Source organism: Caulobacter sp. LARHSG274 (assembly GCF_052871235.1).
Window position 1 is genome coordinate 1 of record NZ_JBIXJO010000034.1, and the last position, 20,412, is coordinate 20,412.

16 protein-coding genes and 1 pseudogene are annotated in these 20,412 nt (G+C 68.4%); 15 read left to right on the top strand and 2 right to left on the bottom strand.

The features are described from left to right. Positions 1-181: 181 nt before the first annotated feature. On the bottom strand, positions 182-886 hold the full coding sequence (locus ACIPQB_RS25770) for a LytTR family DNA-binding domain-containing protein (protein ID WP_446488104.1): 705 nt from the start codon (positions 884-886) through the stop codon (positions 182-184). Positions 887-1,099: 213 nt separating this feature from the next. Between ACIPQB_RS25770 and ACIPQB_RS25775 the strand changes: the two genes are divergently transcribed. The 15 genes from ACIPQB_RS25775 (at position 1,100) to ACIPQB_RS25845 (ending at position 20,080) form a co-directional block, all read left to right on the top strand. Further along, positions 1,100-1,618 (top strand): DUF2306 domain-containing protein, encoded by a 519-nt coding sequence (locus ACIPQB_RS25775; RefSeq protein ID WP_446488119.1) that lies wholly within the window; start codon positions 1,100-1,102, stop codon positions 1,616-1,618. A 71-nt stretch (positions 1,619-1,689) separates the two neighbouring features. Further along, positions 1,690-2,388 (top strand): TetR family transcriptional regulator, encoded by a 699-nt coding sequence (locus ACIPQB_RS25780; RefSeq protein ID WP_446488105.1) that lies wholly within the window; start codon positions 1,690-1,692, stop codon positions 2,386-2,388. Between the two features lie 183 nt (positions 2,389-2,571). Next, positions 2,572-4,833, top strand: a complete 2,262-nt coding sequence (locus ACIPQB_RS25785; RefSeq protein WP_446488106.1) for a TonB-dependent receptor — start codon at positions 2,572-2,574, stop codon at positions 4,831-4,833. Between the two features lie 74 nt (positions 4,834-4,907). Further along, positions 4,908-6,212: a spinster family MFS transporter gene (locus ACIPQB_RS25790; protein ID WP_446488107.1), complete on the top strand. Its 1,305-nt coding sequence runs from the start codon at positions 4,908-4,910 to the stop codon at positions 6,210-6,212. Between the two features lie 75 nt (positions 6,213-6,287). Further along, positions 6,288-9,653 (top strand): polysaccharide deacetylase family protein, encoded by a 3,366-nt coding sequence (locus ACIPQB_RS25795; protein ID WP_446488108.1) that lies wholly within the window; start codon positions 6,288-6,290, stop codon positions 9,651-9,653. A 248-nt stretch (positions 9,654-9,901) separates the two neighbouring features. Next, the gene (gene sucC / locus ACIPQB_RS25800) at positions 9,902-11,101 is read left to right on the top strand and encodes an ADP-forming succinate--CoA ligase subunit beta (RefSeq protein ID WP_446488109.1); all 1,200 of its coding nucleotides are present in this window, start codon (positions 9,902-9,904) and stop codon (positions 11,099-11,101) included. A 5-nt stretch (positions 11,102-11,106) separates the two neighbouring features. Continuing rightward, entirely contained in the window at positions 11,107-11,991 is an 885-nt protein-coding gene (sucD, locus tag ACIPQB_RS25805) for a succinate--CoA ligase subunit alpha (protein WP_446488110.1), read from the top strand. Positions 11,992-12,162: 171 nt separating this feature from the next. Beyond that, on the top strand, positions 12,163-15,126 hold the full coding sequence (locus ACIPQB_RS25810; protein ID WP_446488111.1) for a 2-oxoglutarate dehydrogenase E1 component: 2,964 nt from the start codon (positions 12,163-12,165) through the stop codon (positions 15,124-15,126). A gap of 62 nt (positions 15,127-15,188) precedes the next feature. After that, a complete protein-coding gene (odhB, locus tag ACIPQB_RS25815; RefSeq protein ID WP_446488112.1) occupies positions 15,189-16,406 on the top strand; it encodes a 2-oxoglutarate dehydrogenase complex dihydrolipoyllysine-residue succinyltransferase in 1,218 nt (405 codons plus the stop codon). A gap of 122 nt (positions 16,407-16,528) precedes the next feature. Then, positions 16,529-16,804 (top strand): antitoxin, encoded by a 276-nt coding sequence (locus ACIPQB_RS25820; protein WP_446488113.1) that lies wholly within the window; start codon positions 16,529-16,531, stop codon positions 16,802-16,804. Next, positions 16,801-17,211 carry a PIN domain-containing protein gene (locus ACIPQB_RS25825; RefSeq protein WP_446488114.1) on the top strand — a complete coding sequence of 137 codons (411 nt, stop codon included), beginning with the start codon at positions 16,801-16,803 and terminating at the stop codon, positions 17,209-17,211. The genes ACIPQB_RS25820 and ACIPQB_RS25825 overlap by 4 nt, the downstream gene beginning before the upstream one ends. After that, positions 17,208-17,564: a DUF3088 family protein gene (locus tag ACIPQB_RS25830; protein WP_446488115.1), complete on the top strand. Its 357-nt coding sequence runs from the start codon at positions 17,208-17,210 to the stop codon at positions 17,562-17,564. Before ACIPQB_RS25825 ends, ACIPQB_RS25830 begins: the two co-directional genes overlap by 4 nt. Before the next feature lie 43 nt (positions 17,565-17,607). Further along, complete coding sequence (locus ACIPQB_RS25835; protein WP_446488116.1) at positions 17,608-18,096, top strand: putative signal transducing protein; 489 nt, start codon at positions 17,608-17,610, stop codon at positions 18,094-18,096. A gap of 175 nt (positions 18,097-18,271) precedes the next feature. Further along, the gene (gene lpdA, locus ACIPQB_RS25840; protein WP_446488117.1) at positions 18,272-19,687 is read left to right on the top strand and encodes a dihydrolipoyl dehydrogenase; all 1,416 of its coding nucleotides are present in this window, start codon (positions 18,272-18,274) and stop codon (positions 19,685-19,687) included. A gap of 78 nt (positions 19,688-19,765) precedes the next feature. Further along, on the top strand, positions 19,766-20,080 hold the full coding sequence (locus tag ACIPQB_RS25845) for a hypothetical protein (RefSeq protein WP_446488118.1): 315 nt from the start codon (positions 19,766-19,768) through the stop codon (positions 20,078-20,080). Positions 20,081-20,161: 81 nt separating this feature from the next. Here ACIPQB_RS25845 and ACIPQB_RS25850 read toward each other — a convergent pair. Then, positions 20,162-20,412: pseudogene (locus ACIPQB_RS25850) on the bottom strand (methyl-accepting chemotaxis protein); the annotation flags it as partial.

Sequence of the window (20,412 nt, forward strand, 5' to 3'; positions counted from 1 at the left end):
CGTCACCGATCTCCAAGCCGACATCTCAGACTTCATCAACCGCCACAACGCCGACCCAAAGCCGTTCCGCTGGACCAAGTCCGCCGACGACATCCTCGCATCCATCGAGCGGTTCTGCGTCTACAACACGCCCGTCGAGCAATCCTGAGTTGGCGAACTTTTGAACCGGGACACTAGCCGTTCAGAACCAGCCGGCCTGGCGCAGCGCCCGGGCGTAGGCGCGGCTGACCGGCGCCTCGACGCCGCCCTTCAGGGTCAGGAGGGCGCGGCCGTCGCCGCGCCGCGCCTGGTCCACCGCCGCCCTGGCCACCCACCAGGAACGGTGGGTCTGGGCGCCCTCTATGCCCTCCAGCTCGGCCACGGCGTCCGACAGCCGCAGCAGGATCAGGTCCTGCCCCCTGGAGGTGTGCAGGCGCAGATAGTGGTCCTCGGCCTGCACCGCATGGATCTCGGCCCCCCGCAGCTTCGGCGGCAGGCGCTCCAGAAAGCGCGGCGGCGGGGCCTCGGGCGGAGCGGCGTGGGTCGTCCGCGGCTGACGCTGGACCAGGATGTTGAGGCCGGTCATGGCGCTGGTGACCAGCAGCACCGGCGGCAGGAAGCCCGGCAGGGCGCGCGGATCCAGGTCGCCGTAGAACACCGGCCGGGTCACCAGCCAGACGAAGACCGTGAACGGCAGGGTGACGCCCAGGGTCAGGATGGCGGCGTAGCGCCAGGGGCTGGCGGCGACCTGTCCGTCGCGGTTCAGTCGCCAGGCGATCGTCAAGCCGACCGCCGCCCCGGTCAGGCACAGCCCCACCCAATAGGCCAGGCGGACGGCCAGCGGCGCATCGTCCGTGCCGAAAGCGCCGGTCAGGGCCAGGAACACGCCGGCCGCCGTCGAGACCAAACAGCTGCGCAACGCCCGGGGGGACAGGATGGCCGTTCGCGAAGCGTGAACGGCGTGCGCCAGCCGTTGACGAAAGGAAGCCGGCGACTGGCGCGGAGGCGATTGAGGCAAGGGCCGGCGGGCTCCTAGAGACGAGACATCGAACCGGGGCGACCCGGGGGGAACCGCCCGAGGGCGAGCCTGGAGATGACGATGGATCGCGAAACCCTGTCAATGCGCCGCCGTCCCGGAAACGGCCGCTGGACCCTGAGCGCCCTGGCGGCGGTCACCGCCGTGATCGCGCTCATCTCGCCCGAGGCCAGGGCGGCGGCGAGCTGGCTGGGCCTGCACCCGCATCCGCCGCGCCTGGACCTGATCCTGGCGGCGGCGCCGGTCATCCAAGTCCACATCGCCGGCGCGGTGGTCGCCCTGGCGATCGGGACCGTGCTGATGATCGGGGTCAAGGGCACGGGGCTCCACAAAGCCCTGGGCTGGGGCTGGGTCGCCGCCATGGCCCTGACGGCGGTCAGTTCGCTGTTCATCCGCCAGATCAATCATGGCGCCTTCAGCTTCATCCACCTGCTGAGCGGCTGGACGATCGTCGCCTTGCCGATGGCGATCTACGCGATCAAGCGCGGCAAGGTCGCCGCCCACCGGCGGACGATGACCGGCCTGTTCGTCGGCGGCCTGATCATCGCCGGCCTGCTGACCTTCCTCCCCGGCCGGCTGATGTGGACGGTGTTCCTGGGCTGACGCCCTTGCCACCGCGCCCTGTCCGGGCCTATCCGGAGAGCAGCGTTATTCGCGCTGGGGACCTTTTGTTGATGACCGCCGCCAAGCCTCGCGCCCGCGCCGCCGGCCGGGGCCGACCGTCCAAGGCCACGGGCCGCGACCTGAAGGAGTGCATCCTCGACGCCGCCGAGGGGCTATTCGCGCGCCACGGCTTCCACGGCGTCACCATCCGCCAGGTCGCGGCCGAGGCCGGCGTCGACACCGCCCTGATCCACTACTATTTCGGCGCCAAGCGCGAGCTGTTCGACGCGGTGTTCCTGCGCCGGGCCGAGATTCTCAACACCGCGCGCAGCATCTCGATGGACGCCTATGAGAAGGCCCATCCCGGGACCATGACCGTCGAGGGGGTGATCGAGGCCTTCATCGAGCCGCTGCTGCGCATCTCGCAGGACGGCGGCCAGGGCTGGAAGGCCTATTTCGCCCTGGTGGCCCAGGTCAACAACACCCCGGCCTGGGGGGGCGAGACCATGACGCGGTTCTTCGATCCGGTCGTCCACCGCCTGGTCGAGACCCTGAAGGTCGTTCGTCCGGATGCGGAATATCGTGACCTCTACTGGAGCTACCAGTTCCTGACCGGCTCGATGATGCTGGCCTTGTCGGAGACCGGCCGCATCGATTCCCTGTCGGGCGGGCAGTGCCATTCCAGCGACCTGGGCGCGGTGCGGGCCCGACTGTTCGCCTACTGCGCCGCCGGCTTCGAGGCGGTGATCGCCCGCGCCGCTCGGATCTGAGGGCGGCCTTAGGGTCCCCCATCCGCATTTCATCACTTAGTGAAAAAAGACTGGCGCGATGCTCGCGTCTGGGTAACAGTGGCTGACAACTCGCGCCCTCGAAGGCGTGAACGCCGGAAGACGCGCCGCTCAAAAAGGCGCCGCCCGGCACGGGATGGAAACGCATAGGGAGGGGAAAACCCCATGAGAACGATGCTCAAGCTCGCGCTGCTGGCCAGCGCGGCCTGGTCCGCGGCCGTCACCGTCGCCGCCGCCCAGGATCAGGCCCCAACCGCCGAGGCCCCGGCCGGGGTCGAGGAACTGGTCGTCACCGCCCGCCGGCGCGAGGAAACCCTGAAGGACGTGCCGGTCGCCGTCTCGGCCTACAGCGCCGAAACCCTGGAGCGCCAGGGCGCCAACGACATCACCACCCTGTCGCAGACGACGCCGAACATCACCGTGCAGACCGCGCGCGGCTCGAACTCGACCCTGATCTCCTACATCCGCGGCATCGGCCAGCAGGACCCGCTGTGGGGCTTCGAGCCCGGCGTCGGCCTCTACGTCGACGACGTCTATATCTATCGTCCGCAGGGAGCGGTGCTCGACGTGTTCGACGTCCAGCGCATCGAAGTGCTGCGCGGTCCGCAAGGCACGCTGTACGGCCGCAACACCATCGGCGGGGCCATCAAGTACGTGACCAACCGGCTCGGCGATGAGGCCGGCGGCAAGATCAAGGGGACCTACGGCAGTTACAACCAGCGCGACCTGCTGGTCCAGGGCCAGACGCCGGTCGGCGGCGGCCTGTCGATCGGCGGGGCCTACGCCCTCTACAAGCGCGACGGCTACGGCAAGAACCTGACCACCGGGGCCGAGCACTACGACAAGGACGTCCAGGCCGTCCGCCTGAGCGCCGAGTACAAGCCCAGCGACGCCCTGTTCTTCCGCCTGGCCTACGACAAGGTGCAGGACGATTCCAATCCCCGCCACGGTCATCGCGAGCTGCCCGCCCTGACCGGCGGCTATAAGGTGCTGGACGTCTACGACACCCAGGCCGGCCTGGGCGACGACAATTCGGTCGAGACCGAAGGCCTGTCGCTGACCGGCGAGTACCACGCCAACGAGCGGCTGACCCTCAAGTCGATCACCGCCGGCCGCAAGGGCCACACCGACACCGTGATCGACTTCGACGGCACGCCGGTCAACACCCTGGACATCCCGGCCACCTATGACGACCGCTCGTTCTCGCAGGAACTGCAGGCGGTCTATTCGGACGACACAGTCCAGGGCGTGTTCGGCCTCTACTACATGAACAGCCAGGCCTCGGGCGAGTTCGACACCATCGCCGGCAACGTGCTGCCCGCCTTTGGCGGGGTGGCGATCGCCGACGGCGGCAAGGTCAACACCCAGAGCTTCGCGGCGTTCTTCGACGTCAGCGCCAGCTTCACCGACCGCTTCAAGGTCTCGCTCGGCGCCCGCGCCACCCGCGACCACAAGCGCGCCAACGTCTTCCGCCTCACCTATCTGGGCGCGACGCGGACGCCCTATCAGGGCGGGACGCCCCGGGCGCCGTTCGCGACCAACACCAACTACAGCGCCGAGAAGACCTTCGAGCAGTTCACCCCGCGCCTGAGCGCCTCGTACGAACTGACCGACGATCTCAACACCTATGTCTCCTATTCGAAGGGCTACAAGTCGGGCGGCTGGGACATGCGTGGCGATAAGTCGCTGACGCCGCAGACCGACCAGGGCTACGATCCCGAAACGGTCAACGCCTATGAAGTCGGCCTGAAGGGCTACGCCTTCGAGCGCCGCCTGTCGTTCGCCTCGGCTCTGTTCCTGTCCAAATACAAGGACCAGCAGGTCACCACCCAGGTCGCCGTTCCGGCCGGCATCGCCAGCAGCGTCGACAACGCCGGCCGCTCCACCCTGTACGGCGCCGAGTTCGAGGCCCAGGCCAAGTTCAACAGCCATGTCTCGGGCACGGTCGCCCTGGGCTACATCCACGCCAAGTACGACCAGTTCAACCGCTTCGTGCCGGCCGGCGCGCCCAATCCGCTCAATCCGTCGCAGACCATCCCGGCCGGCGGCCAGGTGGTCAACGTGGCCGACCTCTACGGCTTCCAGAACACCCCGGAATGGACCGGCAACGCCAGCCTGACCTGGCGCGGCGACGTGGCGGGCGGCGAGCTGACGATCACCCCGATGGTCAGCTATCGCGACAGCTACCAGCAGTTCGAGCTGCCGCTGCCGCTGCTGGACCAGAAGGCCTTCACCCTGCTGGACCTGACCGCCAGCTGGGCTCCGGAAGGCGGCCGCTTCAAGCTGTCGGTGACCGGCAAGAACCTGACCGACGAGCGCTACCGCACAGGCGGCTACAATTTCGGGGTGCCGACCTACAACAACTCGGTGATCGGCTTCTACGGCCCGCCGCGCACCTACGCCGCCTCGCTCGAGGTGAAGTTCTAGAACGAACGGGATAGGCTTCGGCCATCTGGCGACGACCCGCTGCAACGGGTCGTCGCCGCTTTCTTCCCTCGAACATGGATCGCGTGATGAGCCAGACCCGCAGCGACAACCCGGCCGTTCGCGGGCCACGCTATCGCTACGTCGTGCTGGCGATGCTGATCCTCGCCTACACCTTCAACTTCCTGGACCGGCAGATCCTCGGCATCCTGGCCGGCTCGATCAAGGCCGAGCTGAAGCTGACCGACACCCAGCTGGGCCTGATGGGCGGGGTGGCCTTCGCCCTGCTCTACACCACGTTGGCGGTGCCGATCGCCTGGCTGGCCGACCGGGTCAGCCGCACCTGGATCATGACCGCCGCCCTGGCCCTGTGGAGCGGCTTCACCATGGCCTGCGGCCTGGCCGGCGGCTTCTGGTCGCTGTTCCTGTCGCGCATGGGGGTCGGGGTGGGGGAGGCGGGCGGCGTCGCCCCGGCCTATTCGCTGATCGCCGACTACTTCCCCAAGTCGCAGCGGGCCCGGGCCCTGGCGGTCTATTCGTTCGGCATTCCGCTGGGCACGGCCCTGGGCGTGCTGTTCGGCGGACTGATCGCCGCCTATGTCAACTGGCGCTTCGCCTTCCTGGCGGTTGGGGCGGCGGGGCTGGTGCTGGCCCCGGTCTTCCGGTGGGTGGTCCGCGACCCGGTGCGCGGCGGCATGGACGCCGAGCCCGGAGCGCCGGCGACGCCGCCCCAGGCGCCCGCCATGGGCCGGGTGCTGGCGACGATCCTGCCCAAGCCCAGCTTCTGGCTGCTGGCCCTGGGGGCGGCCTGTTCGTCGATCTGCGGCTATGGCGTGGCGTTCTGGCTGCCGACCTTCCTCCAGCGCAGCTTCGGCCTGAGCCTGCCCGAGCGCTCGATGTTCTACAGCGCCATCGCCCTGATCGGCGGCGTGGCCGGCATCTGGTTCGGCGGCGTGCTGGCCGACCGCTTCGGCCGGCGGAGCAAGGGCGCCTACGCCCTGGCCCCGGCGCTCTGTTTCCTGGTCGCCCTGCCGTGCTTCCTGCTGGCCATGAACGTCCCCTCGCGGGTCTGGGCCTTCCTGCTGTTCCTGATCCCCACCGGCCTGAACCTGGCCTGGCTAGGCCCTGTGGTCGCGGCCGTGCAGCACCTGGCCCCGGCCTCGATGCGGACCACGACCTCGGCCCTGTTCCTGCTGATCAACAACCTCCTGGGCCTGGCCGTCGGCCTGTGGTTCTTCGGCTATGTCTCCGACCTGCTGGCCCCGCGCTACGGGGCGGAGTCGATGCGCCACGCCATCTATTTCGGCCTGGGTTTCTATGTCTTGAGCGCGATCCTGCTGATCGTCGCCTCGCGACGCCTGAAGCACGACTGGGTCGACTGAAGCCCCCGTCTGTCAAACGCCACCGTTCCGACACGTTCGGGTTACAAGAGCAAACCGACGAAACGGATTGCGACCATGGGCGGCGACGACCGGCACATCTTTCACGACCCCACCGGGCGGCGTGACCGGCGGATGCGGCTGATCTTCGGGATCACCCTGTCGGCCCTGGCGGCGGTCGTCGCCGGCTTCCTGGCCACCCTGGCCTTCGCGCCGCGCCTGCCGTCGCTGATCCTGCACGACCCGCACGTCCTGTCGTCCCTGCACAAGGAGACGGCCCATCGGCTGAAGCCTGTGTTCGCCTGGCGCCAGGTGCCGCGGCCGACCTCCGCCAAGGGCGCGGGCCAGGCCCGGCCGATCAGCGTCGGCTTCTATGTCAGCTGGGACGAGGACTCCCGCGAGTCCCTGCGCCGCAACATCGACAAGCTGGACGTGGTCTCGCCGCAGTGGGTGGCGCTGAAGGGCTCGGCCGGCGACGTGGCGTTGGACGACGACCCGCTGGGGGTGGCCCGCATCGCCGCGGCGGCCAACCACCCGGCCGTGCTGCCGCTGGTGCACAACTCGGCCAACGCCAGCTTCAACGGCCCGCTCGGCGACGCCCTGCTGGCCGATCCGGCGGCGCGGCACAGGCTAGTGACGACCCTGGCCGACCTCGCAGTCAAGCGCGGCTATGGCGGCTATGTCTTCGACCTGGAGAACCTGTCCAGCAAGGGATTGACCAACTATCCCAAGCTGCTGGACGAGGCGCGGGCGGCGCTGAAGCCGCAGGGCCGGGAGGTGTGGGTCACCGCCCCGTTCGACGGCCAGGGCTGGCCGCTCAAGCGCCTGCAGGACGCCGCCGACACCCTGGTGCTGATGGCCTATGACCAGCACTACGCCGGCGGCGATCCGGGACCCAACGCCGGGCAGGACTGGTACGAGAGCGAGCTGGCCAAGCGCTTCGCCCACCTCGACCCGGGCCGGACGATCCTGGCCCTGGGCGCCTATGGCTACGACTGGACGCTGGGCAAGAAACAGGGCGGCAAGCCGGCGGCCGGCGACGCGGTGACCTTCCACGAGGCGATGCGCAACGCCCAGGACGCCGGCGCCGACGTCGCCATGGACGAGGACGCCCTCAATCCCACCTACGACTACCAGGACGACAACGGCGACCAGCACGTGGTCTGGTTCCTGGACGCCACCACCCTGTTCAATGAGGTCAAGGTCTCCGACGGCTGGAAGCCGCGCGGCTATGGCCTGTGGCGGATGGGCATGGAAGATCCGGGGGCCTGGAGCGTGCTCGGCAAGCCCTACGGCCAGGGCTCAGCGGCCAGCCTGACCCGCATCCCCGCCGGCCAGAGCGTCGATTTCGATGGCGGCGGCGAGGTGCTGCGGGTCTCGGCCCTGCCGACGCCCGGCAAGCGCAGTCTGGAGTTCGATCCCGACACCGGCCTGATCTCCGGCGAGACCTATGACGCCATCCCCAGCTCCTATGTCATCGAACGTTACGGCCAAAAGCCGGGCCTGGTGGCCCTGACCTTCGACGACGGCCCCGACGCCCGCTGGACGCCGAAGATCCTCGACATTCTCAAGCAGAAGCAGGCCCCGGCCACCTTCTTCGTGATCGGCGAGAACATGCAGACCCGGCCGGACCTGGTGAAGCGCGAGGTCGCCGAGGGCCACGACGTCGGCAGCCACACCTGGACCCATCCCAACATCGGCGAAATCCCCATCGCCCAGACGAACGTCGAGCTCAACGCCACCCAGCGGCTGTTCGAGGTGATCACCGGCCGCTCGATGCGCCTGTTCCGGCCGCCGTTCTTCGGCGACGCCGAGCCTTCCACCCCGCACGAGGTGGCGCCGCTGGTCATCGCCCAGACCCTGGGCTACCTGGTCGCCGGCCTGCGCATCGATCCCGACGACTGGCAGAAGCCGCCGCCCCAGGCGATCATCGACCGCACGCTGGCGCGGCTGGACCATCCCGGCGACCGCCCGGGCCAGGTGGTGCTGCTGCACGACGCCGGCGGCAATCGCGCCAACACCGTCAAGGCCCTGCCGGCCCTGATCGACGCTATCCGCGCCCGCGGCTACCGGTTGGTGACCATCGGCGACCTGGCCGGCATGACCCCGGCCCAGGCGATGCCGGCCAGCGACCGCGATCCCCTGGCCTTGGCCCTGGACCAGCTCGGCTTTGGCCTGTTCCGCGGACTGAAGGTCATGCTGACCGCCCTGTTCCTGACCGCCATCGCCCTGGGCGTGGCGCGGCTGGTGTTCCTGGCCGGCCTGGCCCTGGTCCACCGCGCGACCCACCGCAGCCCGGCCAATCTCGATCCGCAGACCGGCCCGCTCGTCAGCGTGCTGATCCCCTGCTTCAACGAGGAGAAGGTCATCGCCGCCTCGGTGGCGCGGATTCTGGAGTCGGAGTGGCGCAACATCGAGGTGCTGGTGCTGGACGACGGTTCGATCGACGGCACCGCCGAGGCGGTCCGCGCCGCGCATGGCGACGATCCGCGCGTCACCCTGTTGAGCTTCGAGAACGGCGGCAAGGCCCGGGCCGTCAACCGCGGCCTGGCCGTGGCCAAGGGCGAATATGTCGTGGCCCTGGACGCCGACACCCTGTTTCCGCCCAAGACCATCGGCCGCCTGGTGCGCTGGTTCCAGGACCCGACGATCGGGGCGGTGGCCGGCAACGCCATCGTCGGCAACCGGCTGAACATCGTCACCCGCTGGCAGGCGCTGGAATATGTCACCGCCCAGAACCTGGAGCGGCGGGCGCTGGCGGTCCTGGGCGCGGTGACCGTGGTGCCGGGCGCGGTCGGGGCCTGGCGCAAGAGCGTGCTCGACGCCCTGGGCGGCTATCCGTCCGACACCCTGGCCGAGGACCAGGACCTGACCATCGCCTGCCAGCGGGCCGGCTGGAAGGTGGCCTTCGATCCCGCCGCCCAGGCCTTCACCGAGGCCCCCGACACCGTGACCGGCCTGCTCAAGCAGCGCTTCCGCTGGTCGTTCGGCACCCTGCAATGCGTCTGGAAGCATCGCGCGGCCCTGTTCAACCCCAAGACCCCGGCCCTGGGCTTCGTGGCCCTGCCGCAGATCTGGCTGTTCCAGATCGTGCTGGCCGTCGCCGCCCCCCTGGTCGACCTGGCGGTGGTCTGGAGCCTGATCTCCGGCGTCTACGGCGCGGTCGCCCACCCGGTGGAGTGGTCGCCCGACGACACCATCCAGGGCCTGCTCTACTGGGCGGTGTTCATCCTGGTCGACCTGTCGGCCGGGGCGCTGGGCATGGCGCTGGAAAAGCGCGCGCCGTGGAAGGACCTTCCCTACCTGCCGGTGCAGCGCTTCGGCTACCGTCAGCTGATGTACTATGTGGTGGTCAAATCGGTGCTGACCGCCATGCGCGGCGGCAGTGTCGGCTGGGGCAAGCTGGAACGGCGGGCCACGGCCACCGTCAAGCCCGGCGGTTGATCGCAGGGGCGATCAACCTTTATGGTACCGGTAACGTAACCGATCCGACCAAAGGCGCCGCTGATAGCGAGGCTTACGTCCCAGCAGGCCGCCCGTATGCGAAAAGTCCAACCCGTTCCGGGCCTGTATGACTCCAGCCCACTTTTTGGCGAGAGCGCCTTAATCGGTCCGCGCGCGGTTGCGCCTGCGAAATAGCGCTCCTATAACCCGGCCACATTTTCAGAAGCCGTCGCCGAGACCGGTCCCTCATGAACATCCACGAACACCAAGCCAAAGCCGTCCTCGCGGATTTCGGCGCCCCCGTCCCGCGCGGGTATCCCGCCTTTACCGTCGAAGAGGCCGTCGCCGCTGCTGAAAAGCTGGGCGGACCGGTGTTCGTCGTCAAAAGCCAGATCCACGCCGGCGGGCGCGGCAAGGGCAAGTTCGAGGGCCTGGGTCCCGACGCCAAGGGCGGCGTCCGCGTCGTCAAGTCGGTCGAAGACGTCAAGACCAACGCCGCTGAAATGCTCGGCCGCGTGCTGGTGACCCACCAGACCGGCCCCAAGGGCAAGCAGGTCAACCGCCTCTACATCGAGGAAGGCGCGGCGATCGCCAAGGAATTCTACCTGTCGCTGCTGGTCGACCGCGAGACCTCGATGGTCTCGGTGGTCGCCTCGACCGAAGGCGGCATGGACATCGAGGACGTCGCCCACGACACCCCCGAGAAGATCCACAGCTTCTCGATCGATCCGGCGACCGGCGTGTGGCCCACCCACGCCCGCGCCCTGGCCAAGGCCCTGGGCCTGACCGGCGGTCTGGCCAAGGAAGCGGCCACCCTGCTGGGCCAGCTCTATACGGCGTTCCTGGCCAAGGACATGGCCATGCTGGAGATCAACCCGCTGATCGTCACCGCCGACGACCACCTGCGGGTTCTGGACGCCAAGCTGTCGTTCGACGGCAACTCGCTGTTCCGCCATCCCGACATCCGGGCCCTGCGCGACGAGAGCGAGGAAGACCCCAAGGAAATCGAAGCCAGCAAGTATGACCTGGCCTATATCGCCCTGGACGGCGAGATCGGCTGCATGGTCAATGGCGCCGGCCTGGCCATGGCCACCATGGACATCATCAAGCTGTACGGCGCCGAGCCGGCCAACTTCCTCGACGTCGGCGGCGGCGCCAGCAAGGAGAAGGTCACCGCGGCCTTCAAGATCATCACCGCCGACCCGGCCGTCAAAGGCATTCTGGTCAACATCTTCGGCGGCATCATGCGCTGCGACATCATCGCCGAAGGCGTGATCGCCGCGGTCAAGGAAGTGGGTCTGACGGTGCCGCTGGTCGTGCGCCTGGAAGGCACAAATGTCGAACTCGGCAAGAAAATCATTTCGGAAAGCGGCCTGAACGTCATCGCCGCCAACGACCTGTCGGACGGGGCCGAGAAGATCGTCGCCGCTGTCAAAGGGGCTGCGTAACTCTCATGTCCATCCTCATCGGTTCTGAAACCAAGGTCATCTGCCAGGGCATCACCGGCGCCCAGGGCACCTTCCACTCCGAACAGGCCATCGCCTACGGCACCAAGATGGTCGGCGGCGTCACTCCCGGCAAAGGCGGCCAGACCCACATCGGCCTGCCGGTGTTCGACACGGTCGGCGAGGCCCGCGAGGCCACCGGCGCCGACGCCACGGCGATCTACGTCCCGCCGCCCTTCGCGGCCGACTCGATCCTGGAAGCCATCGACGCGGAAATCCCGCTGATCATCTGCATCACCGAAGGCATTCCGGTGCTGGACATGGTCAAGGTCAAGAAGGCCCTGCAAGGCAGCAAGTCGCGCCTGATCGGCCCCAACTGCCCCGGCGTCCTGACCCCCAACCAGTGCAAGATCGGCATCATGCCGGGTTCGATCTTCTCGAACGGCTCGGTCGGCGTTGTCTCGCGCTCGGGCACCCTGACCTATGAAGCCGTGTTCCAGACCACCAATGCGGGCCTGGGCCAGACCACGGCCGTCGGCATCGGCGGCGACCCGGTCAAGGGCACCGAGTTCATCGACATCCTGGAGCTCTTCCTGGCCGACGAAGCCACCAAGTCGATCGTGATGATCGGCGAGATCGGCGGCTCGGCCGAAGAGGAAGCCGCCCAGTTCCTGGCCGACGAGGCCAAGCGCGGCCGCAAGAAGCCGATGGTCGGTTTCATCGCCGGCCGCACGGCGCCTCCGGGCCGCCACATGGGCCATGCCGGCGCGATCATCTCGGGCGGCAAGGGCGGCGCGGAAGACAAGATCGCCGCGATGGAGGCCGCGGGCATCCGCGTCTCGCCGTCGCCGGCCAAGCTGGGCGAAACCCTGCTTGAGGTGCTCAAGGGCTAGGACGACACCGGAACCCCGCCCCGCGCGGGGCCCAGGTTTTTTGCGACCGCCAGTCGACGATCCGAAAAAATCACCTGGGCCCCGCCGACTCGGCGGGAAACCGGTGGTGAAGACACTATATTCACGATCCATGACGTAACGGGATCGTGGACGGATCCAAAGGCGAAGACGATGGCGGACGACACAGGCATCATCAATCAGGTCTTGACCGAGACCTCGTTCCTCTACGGCGCCAATGCGGCTTTCGTGGAAGATCTCTACGCCCGGTGGGCGGAGAACCCCGGCTCGGTCGAGCCCTCCTGGGGCGCCTTCTTCGCCACGCTCTCGGACCAGGCCGACCAGGTCAAGCGCGCCGCGCTGGACCCGTCCTGGACGCCGCGCCAGGCGCCGGCCGTCCGGCCCGAATGGCTTTCGGCCATCGACGGCCAGTGGCCGACCGTGGCCCCCGCCGTCGAAGCCAAGATGACCAAGGCCATCGAGGCCAAGGCCCCCGGGACCTCGGCCGAAGCGGTCCGCGCCGCCACGCTGGACAGCCTGCGCGCCATCATGATGATCCGGGCCTACCGGATGCGCGGCCACCTGGCCGCCAACCTCGACCCGCTGGGCCTGGAGCCCAAGGCCGCCGCCCCGGAACTCGACCCGGCGACCTACGGCTTCTCGGAAGCCGATTACGACCGCCCGATCTTCCTGGACTTCGTGCTCGGCCTGGAAACCTCGACGATCCGCGAGATCCTGTCGATCCTGCGCCGCACCTACTGCGACAATGTCGGCGTGCAGTACATGCACATCTCCGACCCGACCGAGAAGGCGTGGCTGCAGGAGCGCATCGAGGGCCGCGACAAGGAGATCGTGTTCTCCAAGGAAGGCAAGGTCGCCATCCTCAAGAAGCTGATCGAGGCCGAGGGCTTCGAACGCTTCCTGCACAAGCGCTTCCCCGGCACCAAGCGTTTTGGCCTCGACGGCGGCGAAGCCTGTATTCCTGCGCTGGAGCAGATCATCAAGCGCGGCGGCGCCCTGGGCGTGAAGGACATCGTGCTGGGCATGCCGCACCGCGGCCGCCTCAACGTGCTGGCCGCCGTGATGGGCAAGCCCTATCACGTGATCTTCCACGAGTTCCAGGGCGGCTCCAGCCTGCCCTCGGACGTGGAGGGCTCAGGCGACGTCAAGTATCACATGGGGGCCTCGTCGGACCGCGAGTTCGACGACAACAAGGTCCACCTGTCGCTCACCGCCAACCCCTCGCACCTGGAAATCGTCAATCCGGTGGTGATCGGCAAGGCCCGCGCCAAGCAGGCCTTCACCCTGCGCGAACAGCCCGACGCCGGCCGCGGCCACGTGCTGCCGCTGCTGCTGCACGGCGACGCGGCCTTCGCCGGCCAGGGCGTGGTGGCCGAGTGCTTCACCCTGTCGGGCCTGAAGGGCTACCGCACGGGCGGCACCATCCACTTCATCGTCAACAACCAGATCGGCTTCACCACCAACCCGCGCTATTCGCGCAGCTCGCCCTATCCGTCGGACGTGGCGCTGATGGTCGAGGCCCCGATCTTCCACGTCAATGGCGACGACCCCGAGGCGGTGGTGTTCGCGGCCAAGGTGGCCACCGAATATCGCCAGATGTTCGCCAAGGACGTGGTCATCGACATGTTCTGCTATCGCCGGTTCGGTCACAACGAAGGTGACGACCCGACGATGACCCAGCCCTTGATGTACGCCAAGATCAAGGACCACATCTCGACCCGCGAGATCTACGGCCGCCGGCTGGTCGCCGAGGGCGTGGCCACCCAGGCCGACGTCGACGGCTGGATCAGCGAGTTCGAGACCTTCCTCGACCAGGAATTCGACGCCGGCAAGAGCTACAAGGCCAACAAGGCCGACTGGCTGGATGGCAAGTGGAAGGGCCTGGCCCTGCCCGGCGACGAGGAGCGCAAGGGCAAGACCGAGGTCGCCCGCGCCAAGCTGCTCGAGATCGGCCGCCAGATCACCACCATCCCCGAGCGCATCAACGCCCACAAGACCGTCAAGCGCGTCATCGACAACCGCCGCGAGGCGATCGAGAAGGGCGAGAACATCGACTGGGGGACCGCCGAGCACCTGGCCTTCGCCACCCTGCTCGACGAGGGCTTCCCGGTGCGCCTGTCCGGCCAGGACAGCGTGCGCGGCACCTTTACCCAGCGCCATTCGGACATCATCGACCAGACGACCGAAGAGCACTACACGCCGCTCAACAACGTCCGACCCGGCCAGGCCCATTACGAGGTCATCGACTCGGCCCTGTCGGAAGAGGCGGTGCTGGGCTTCGAGTACGGCTTCTCGCTGGCCGACCCCAACACCATGACGCTGTGGGAAGGCCAGTTCGGCGACTTCGTGAACGGCGCCCAGGTGGTCATCGACCAGTTCATCAGCTCGGGCGAGCGCAAGTGGCTGCGGATGAGCGGCCTGACCATGCTGCTGCCGCACGGCTACGAGGGCCAGGGCCCCGAGCACAGCTCGGCCCGCCTGGAGCGCTTTCTGCAGTCCTGCGCCGAGGACAACATGCAGGTGGTCAACTGCACGACGCCGGCCAACTATTTCCACGCCCTGCGCCGCCAGATGCACCGCGAGTTCCGCAAGCCGCTGATCGTGATGACGCCCAAGAGCCTGCTGCGCCACAAGAAGGCGGTCAGCAACCTGGCCGACATGGCCGAGGGCTCGTCGTTCCACCGCGTGATGGTCGACGGCGCCGAGGCCAATTGCGACGTCGGCGGCATCACCCTGAAGAGCGACGACAAGATCACCCGCGTCATCGCCTGCTCGGGCAAGGTCTATTTCGACCTGATCGACGCCCGGGCCAAGGCCGGCCGCGACGACGTCTATATCGTGCGCCTGGAGCAGTTCTATCCCTGGCCGCTGAAGTCGGTGCTGGGCGTGCTCGGCCGCTTCAAGAACGCCGAGCTGGTCTGGTGCCAGGAAGAGCCCAAGAACATGGGCGGCTGGACCTTCGTCGATCCGTGGCTGGAGCTCAGCCTGGCCAAGCTCGACGTCAAGGCCAAGCGCGCCCGCTATGTGGGCCGTCCCGCCTCGGCCTCGACCGCGGCCGGCATGATGAGCCGCCACCTGAGAGAACTCGAAGCCTTCCTGACCGAAGCCTTCGCCTGATCGCTTCCGTTCAGATCCCCCAAGCCCGCCCGCACCAAAACTAAGAGACATCGGAACCCCACATGGCCGACATCATGACCCCCGCCCTCGGCGAATCCGTCACCGAAGCGACGGTGGCGCGCTGGACCAAGAAGGCCGGTGAAGCGGTGAAGAAGGACGAGATCCTCGTCGAACTCGAAACCGACAAGGTCAGCCTCGAAGTGGCCTCGCCCGCCGACGGCGTGCTGGCCTCGATCGGCGCCGAGGAAGGCGCGACCGTGGTGCCGGGCACGGTGCTGGGCGTGGTGACCGAAGGCGCCGCCGCGACCGCGGCTCCGGCCGCCGCCGCCCCGAAGGCCGCCCCGGCCCCTGCGCCGGCCCCGGCTCCCGCGCCCGCCCCGGTCGCCGCCGCGCCCGCCGCCGCCGCGCCGGTCAGCCCGGCCCCGGCCCGGATCGCCGCCGAGAACAATCTCGACCTCTCCAAGGTCGCCGGCACCGGCAAGGACGGCCGGGTGACCAAGGGCGACGCCCTGGCCGCCCTAGAAGCCCGCGCCAACGCCCCGGCCCCGGTCGCCGCCCCGGCCGCGCCGCGCCCGATCCACGAGCGCGAGGAGCGGGTGAAGATGACGCGCCTGCGTCAGACCATCGCCCGCCGCCTGAAGGAAGCCCAGAACAACGCCGCCATGCTGACGACCTTCAACGAGGTCGACATGAGCGCGGTGATGGCCCTGCGCAATTCGTACAAGGACATTTTCGAAAAGAAGCACGGCGTGAAGCTGGGCTTCATGTCGTTCTTCACCAAGGCGGTGGTCGCGGCCCTGAAGGCGGTGCCGGACGTCAACGCCGAGATCGACGGCCAGGACATCGTCTACAAGAACCACTACGACATCGGCGTGGCGGTCGGCACCGACAAGGGCCTGGTGGTTCCGGTGGTCCGCGACGCCGACGCCCTGAGCCTGGCCGAGATCGAGAAGGCCATCGGCGCCCTGGGCAAGAAGGCCCGCGACGGCCAGCTGGCCATCGAGGACATGCAGGGCGGCACCTTCACCATCACCAACGGCGGCATCTACGGCTCGCTGATGTCGACCCCGATCCTCAACGCGCCGCAGTCGGGCATCCTCGGCATGCACGCGATCAAGGAGCGGGCCATGGTCGTCGGCGGCAAGATCGAGGTCCGGCCGATGATGTACCTGGCGCTCAGCTACGACCACCGCGTGGTCGACGGCCAGGGCGCGGTGACCTTCCTGGTGAAGGTCAAGGAAGCCTTGGAAGATCCGCAGCGCCTGCTGCTGGAGCTGTAGTCGCTCCACAAGGACGAACGGAAAAGGGGTCGCGCGAGCGGCCCCTTTTTCGTTTCGGCGAGCGCGTTGAACAAGGGTCCCTGTTGATGTATCTATATCGTATAGATACAAACGAGGTCGCCGTGACCAAGCTCGACATTTATCCGCTCCGAGCCAAGCTTTTCACTCATGGCGGCAGCCAAGCTGTCCGCCTGCCAAAAGCCTTTCGCTTCGAGGGCGCGGAGGTGACGATCCGCGCCGAGGGCGACCGTGTCATCCTTGAGCCGGTGCGTTCACGGCCCAAGCCGACCCCTGAAGACATGGCCGCCTTCTGGGCGCGGCTGGACGGATTGACTGAGGAGCCGTTTCCGGAACGCGAGCCGCAATCGCCCTTGCGCGACGTCGATCTCGACGGATGAATCTGTCGTTCGACGCCTGTGTGCTCATCGACATCCTCCGCGGCCGTCGCCCTGATTTTCGCGAACGGCTGCGTTTGTCGCTGGCGGCCGAAACGCCGCTGCATCTCTGCACCTTTGCGTTCCATGAAGTGCTGTACGGCGCGGAGATTAGCGCGCGGCCGGATTTCCAACGCGAGCGCGCGATCGAGGTCTGCGGATTCTTCAAGATCGCGGACTGGACGGTCGACGACGCCGTGGCGACGGTGCGGCTCAGGGCGGAGCTCAAGGCGAAGGGGGAGCCGATCGGCGCCATCGACGCCTTGATCGCCGGCCAGGCCTTGGCCCGCGGCTGGACGCTCGTGACGTCGAACGCGCGGGAGTTCGCGCGCGTCGGCGGACTGAAGATCGACGATTGGAGCCAGCCGTGACCACCGCCCGTGACCGGCTCTTCCTCCTGCGGCCCGACTGGACCGACCAGGGGCGCACCTGGTTCTGCATGGCCTGCGCCGCCGTGGAGGGCTTCCTGGCCTATTATCCGGCCGTACGCGACCAGCTCGACATCGCCTACCTGCCCTATCCCCGCCCGCGCCAGGCGTTGGTCGACCTGCTGGGCGAGGCGCACCAGAACCTGCCGACCGTGATCCTGGCCGCGCCGTTCACCCATCCGGACCTGCGCGGGGACGACCTCCTGAGCGCCGGCGGCCGCTGGTTCGCCACCAATGAAGGTCCGATCACCCGCTATCTCGCCGCCCGCTACGGGGCCTCGCCGCCGCATCCTTGAGCGGGGCCAAGGTTTGGGTGCAGTCTCGCGCCCGGAGGCGCCGATGAGCCTGACCGAGATCGCCCGTTTCGCCGACCTGACCGAGGCCCAGATCGCCGCCTCGCGCCTGCGGGCCGACGGCGTGCCGGTGCTGCTGCAGAACGAATACTGGGGAACCAGCGACTACATGATGAGCATCGCCATGGGCGGCTTCAGATTGTGGACGCCGGCCAGCCAGGCCGCCGAGGCCCGCGCCCTGATCGCCGAACTGCGCGCCGCCCGGCCGGAGCCGGATCCCGACCTGGAGGACGACGCGCCGTCCGATCCCGCTCCGATCGCCGGCGTGGCGCGCACGGGCCTGGCGCTGTTCCTGGCCGCGCTGCTGGGCGGACCGGCCGGATGGCTGGCGGTTGCGCCGCTGCGTCGGGTCGGCGGAACGCGCCAGGCCGTTCTGGCCGGGGCCGCCGGGGCTCTGGCGGCGACCTGCGGCCTGGCCGCCGTCGCCATGCTCGCGGCCTGGCTGGCCGCCGGATGGAGCGCATCGGCGCCCTGATCGAGCGGGTCCAAGGCGTAAGACGCCGCCGAACCCAGGCTTTGGCGCTCTGTGGGTTGATCCTTGGGACAGAGACGCTAGGAGTACGCCGCGCGCGCCGTTCCCCTGGGAAACCCGGGGAACCGGCCCCATTTCCTGTCCGGCGCCATCGCGGCGCGTCTCAAGGCGAAGATCCATGGCTCAATACGACGTCGTCATCATCGGGGGCGGCCCCGGCGGCTACAACGGCGCGATCCGCGCCGGGCAACTGGGTCTTAAGACCGCCATCGTCGAAGGACGCGGCAAGCTGGGCGGCACCTGCCTGAACGTCGGCTGCATGCCGTCCAAGGCCCTGCTGCACGCCTCGGAACTGTACGAGGCCGCCAGCGGCGGCGAGTTCGCCAAGCTGGGCATCGAGGTCAAGCCGAAGCTGAACCTGCCGCAGATGATGGCCCAGAAGGCCGAGAGCGTCGAAGCCCTGACCAAGGGCGTCGAGTTCCTGATGAAGAAGAACAAGGTCGACTACATCAAGGGCTGGGGCCGCATCGACGGACACACCCCTGAAGGTCTGGGCAAGGTGGTCGTGAAGGCTGAGGACGGTTCGGAAACCGTGCTTGAGGCCAAGAACATCGTCATCGCCACCGGCTCCGAGCCCACCCCGCTGCCGGGCGTGGCCATCGACAACAAGCGCATCGTCGACTCGACCGGCGCGCTCAGCCTGCCGGAGGTTCCCAAGAGCCTGATCGTCATCGGGGCCGGCGTCATCGGCTTGGAGTTGGGTTCGGTGTGGAAGCGCCTGGGCGCCGAGGTGACCGTGGTCGAGTTCCTCGACCGCATCCTGCCGGGCACCGACACCGAGGTCGCCAACGCCTTCCAGAAGATCCTGACCAAGCAGGGCTTCAAGTTCAAACTGGCCTCGAAGGTCACCGGCGCGACCGCCACCGACAAGCAGGTGCAACTGACCGTCGAGCCCGTGGCCGGCGGCGCCGCGGAAACCCTGCAGGCCGACTATGTTCTGGTCGCCATCGGTCGTCGCCCGTTCACACAAGGCCTGGGCCTTGAGAGCGTCGGCATCGTCCCCGACAAGCGCGGGGTGATCGCCAACGACCACTACAAGACCACCGCGCCGGGCGTCTGGGTCATCGGCGACGTCACCAGCGGCCCGATGCTGGCCCACAAGGCCGAGGACGAGGCCGTGGCCTGCATGGAGCTGATCGCGGGCAAGGCCGGGCACATGAACTACGACATCATCCCGGGCGTCATCTACACCAAGCCGGAAGTGGCCACGGTCGGCAAGACCGAGGAGGACCTCAAGGCCGCGGGCGTCGCCTACAAGGTCGGCAAGTTCCCGTTTCTGGCCAACAGCCGCGCCAAGATCAACCACGAGACCGACGGTTTCGTGAAGGTGCTGGCCGACGCCAAGACCGACCGCATCCTCGGAGCCCACGCCGTGGGGCCGAACGTCGGCGACATGATCGCCGAGATCTGCGTGGCCATGGAGTTCGGCGGCGCGTCGGAAGACGTGGCCCGCACCTGCCACCCGCACCCGACCCGGTCGGAAGCCTTCCGCCAGGCGGCCATGGGCGTCGAAGGCTGGACGATGCAGGCCTGACGGCCCTGTTCCGGAATTAACGAGCGTTCGCGCTCGACTGGACATAGAGTGGCGGGGTTTCGGTAACGGAGCCCCGCCATGCTTTTGTCCGCCCTGCTGCTCGCCGCCGCCGTCCAGGCCGCGCCGCCGCCCGACAGGCCTCCGACCCAAGGCGGACCGCTCAGGGTCGAGGCCATGAAGGGCAGGGCGCTCCGGGTGATGGGCGCGGGCGAAGCCTGCGGGGCTTCGGGCCTACAGATGGCCGAGCAGCCTGGGCCGGCCCTCAAGCCCAAGGTCAAGCGCCTGGGCGACCTGCCGCCGGCCAACCACACCCTGACCGTGCTGCGCAGCGTCGATGGCTGCCCGGTGTCATCGACCATCCGCTTTAACGTCGATCGGCCTGTGGGGCGCTAAGAAAAAGCCCCGCCGACGAGGGCGGGGCTTTCCTGAAGGGTGACGCGCTCTCGCGTGAAAGAGCGGCTCGCAGGTGAAATCCTAGAACTCTTCCCACTCGTCGCCGGCCGGCTGGGCCAAGCCGGTGAAGGCGGCGAGCTTGGCCTGGGCGGCGCGAACCGGGTTGACGCCGGGGCGGCTGGCCGCGCTGGCCGGGGCGACCGTAGGACGGGCGAGCGGACGCGAGGCCGTCGGCGGCGCGGTGGCGCGACGGGTCGGGGCGGCGCGGGCGGCCTGGACGCCGCCGACCTGGAAGCGGCCGATCATCTGCAGCAGTTGGTTGGCCTCGCCCT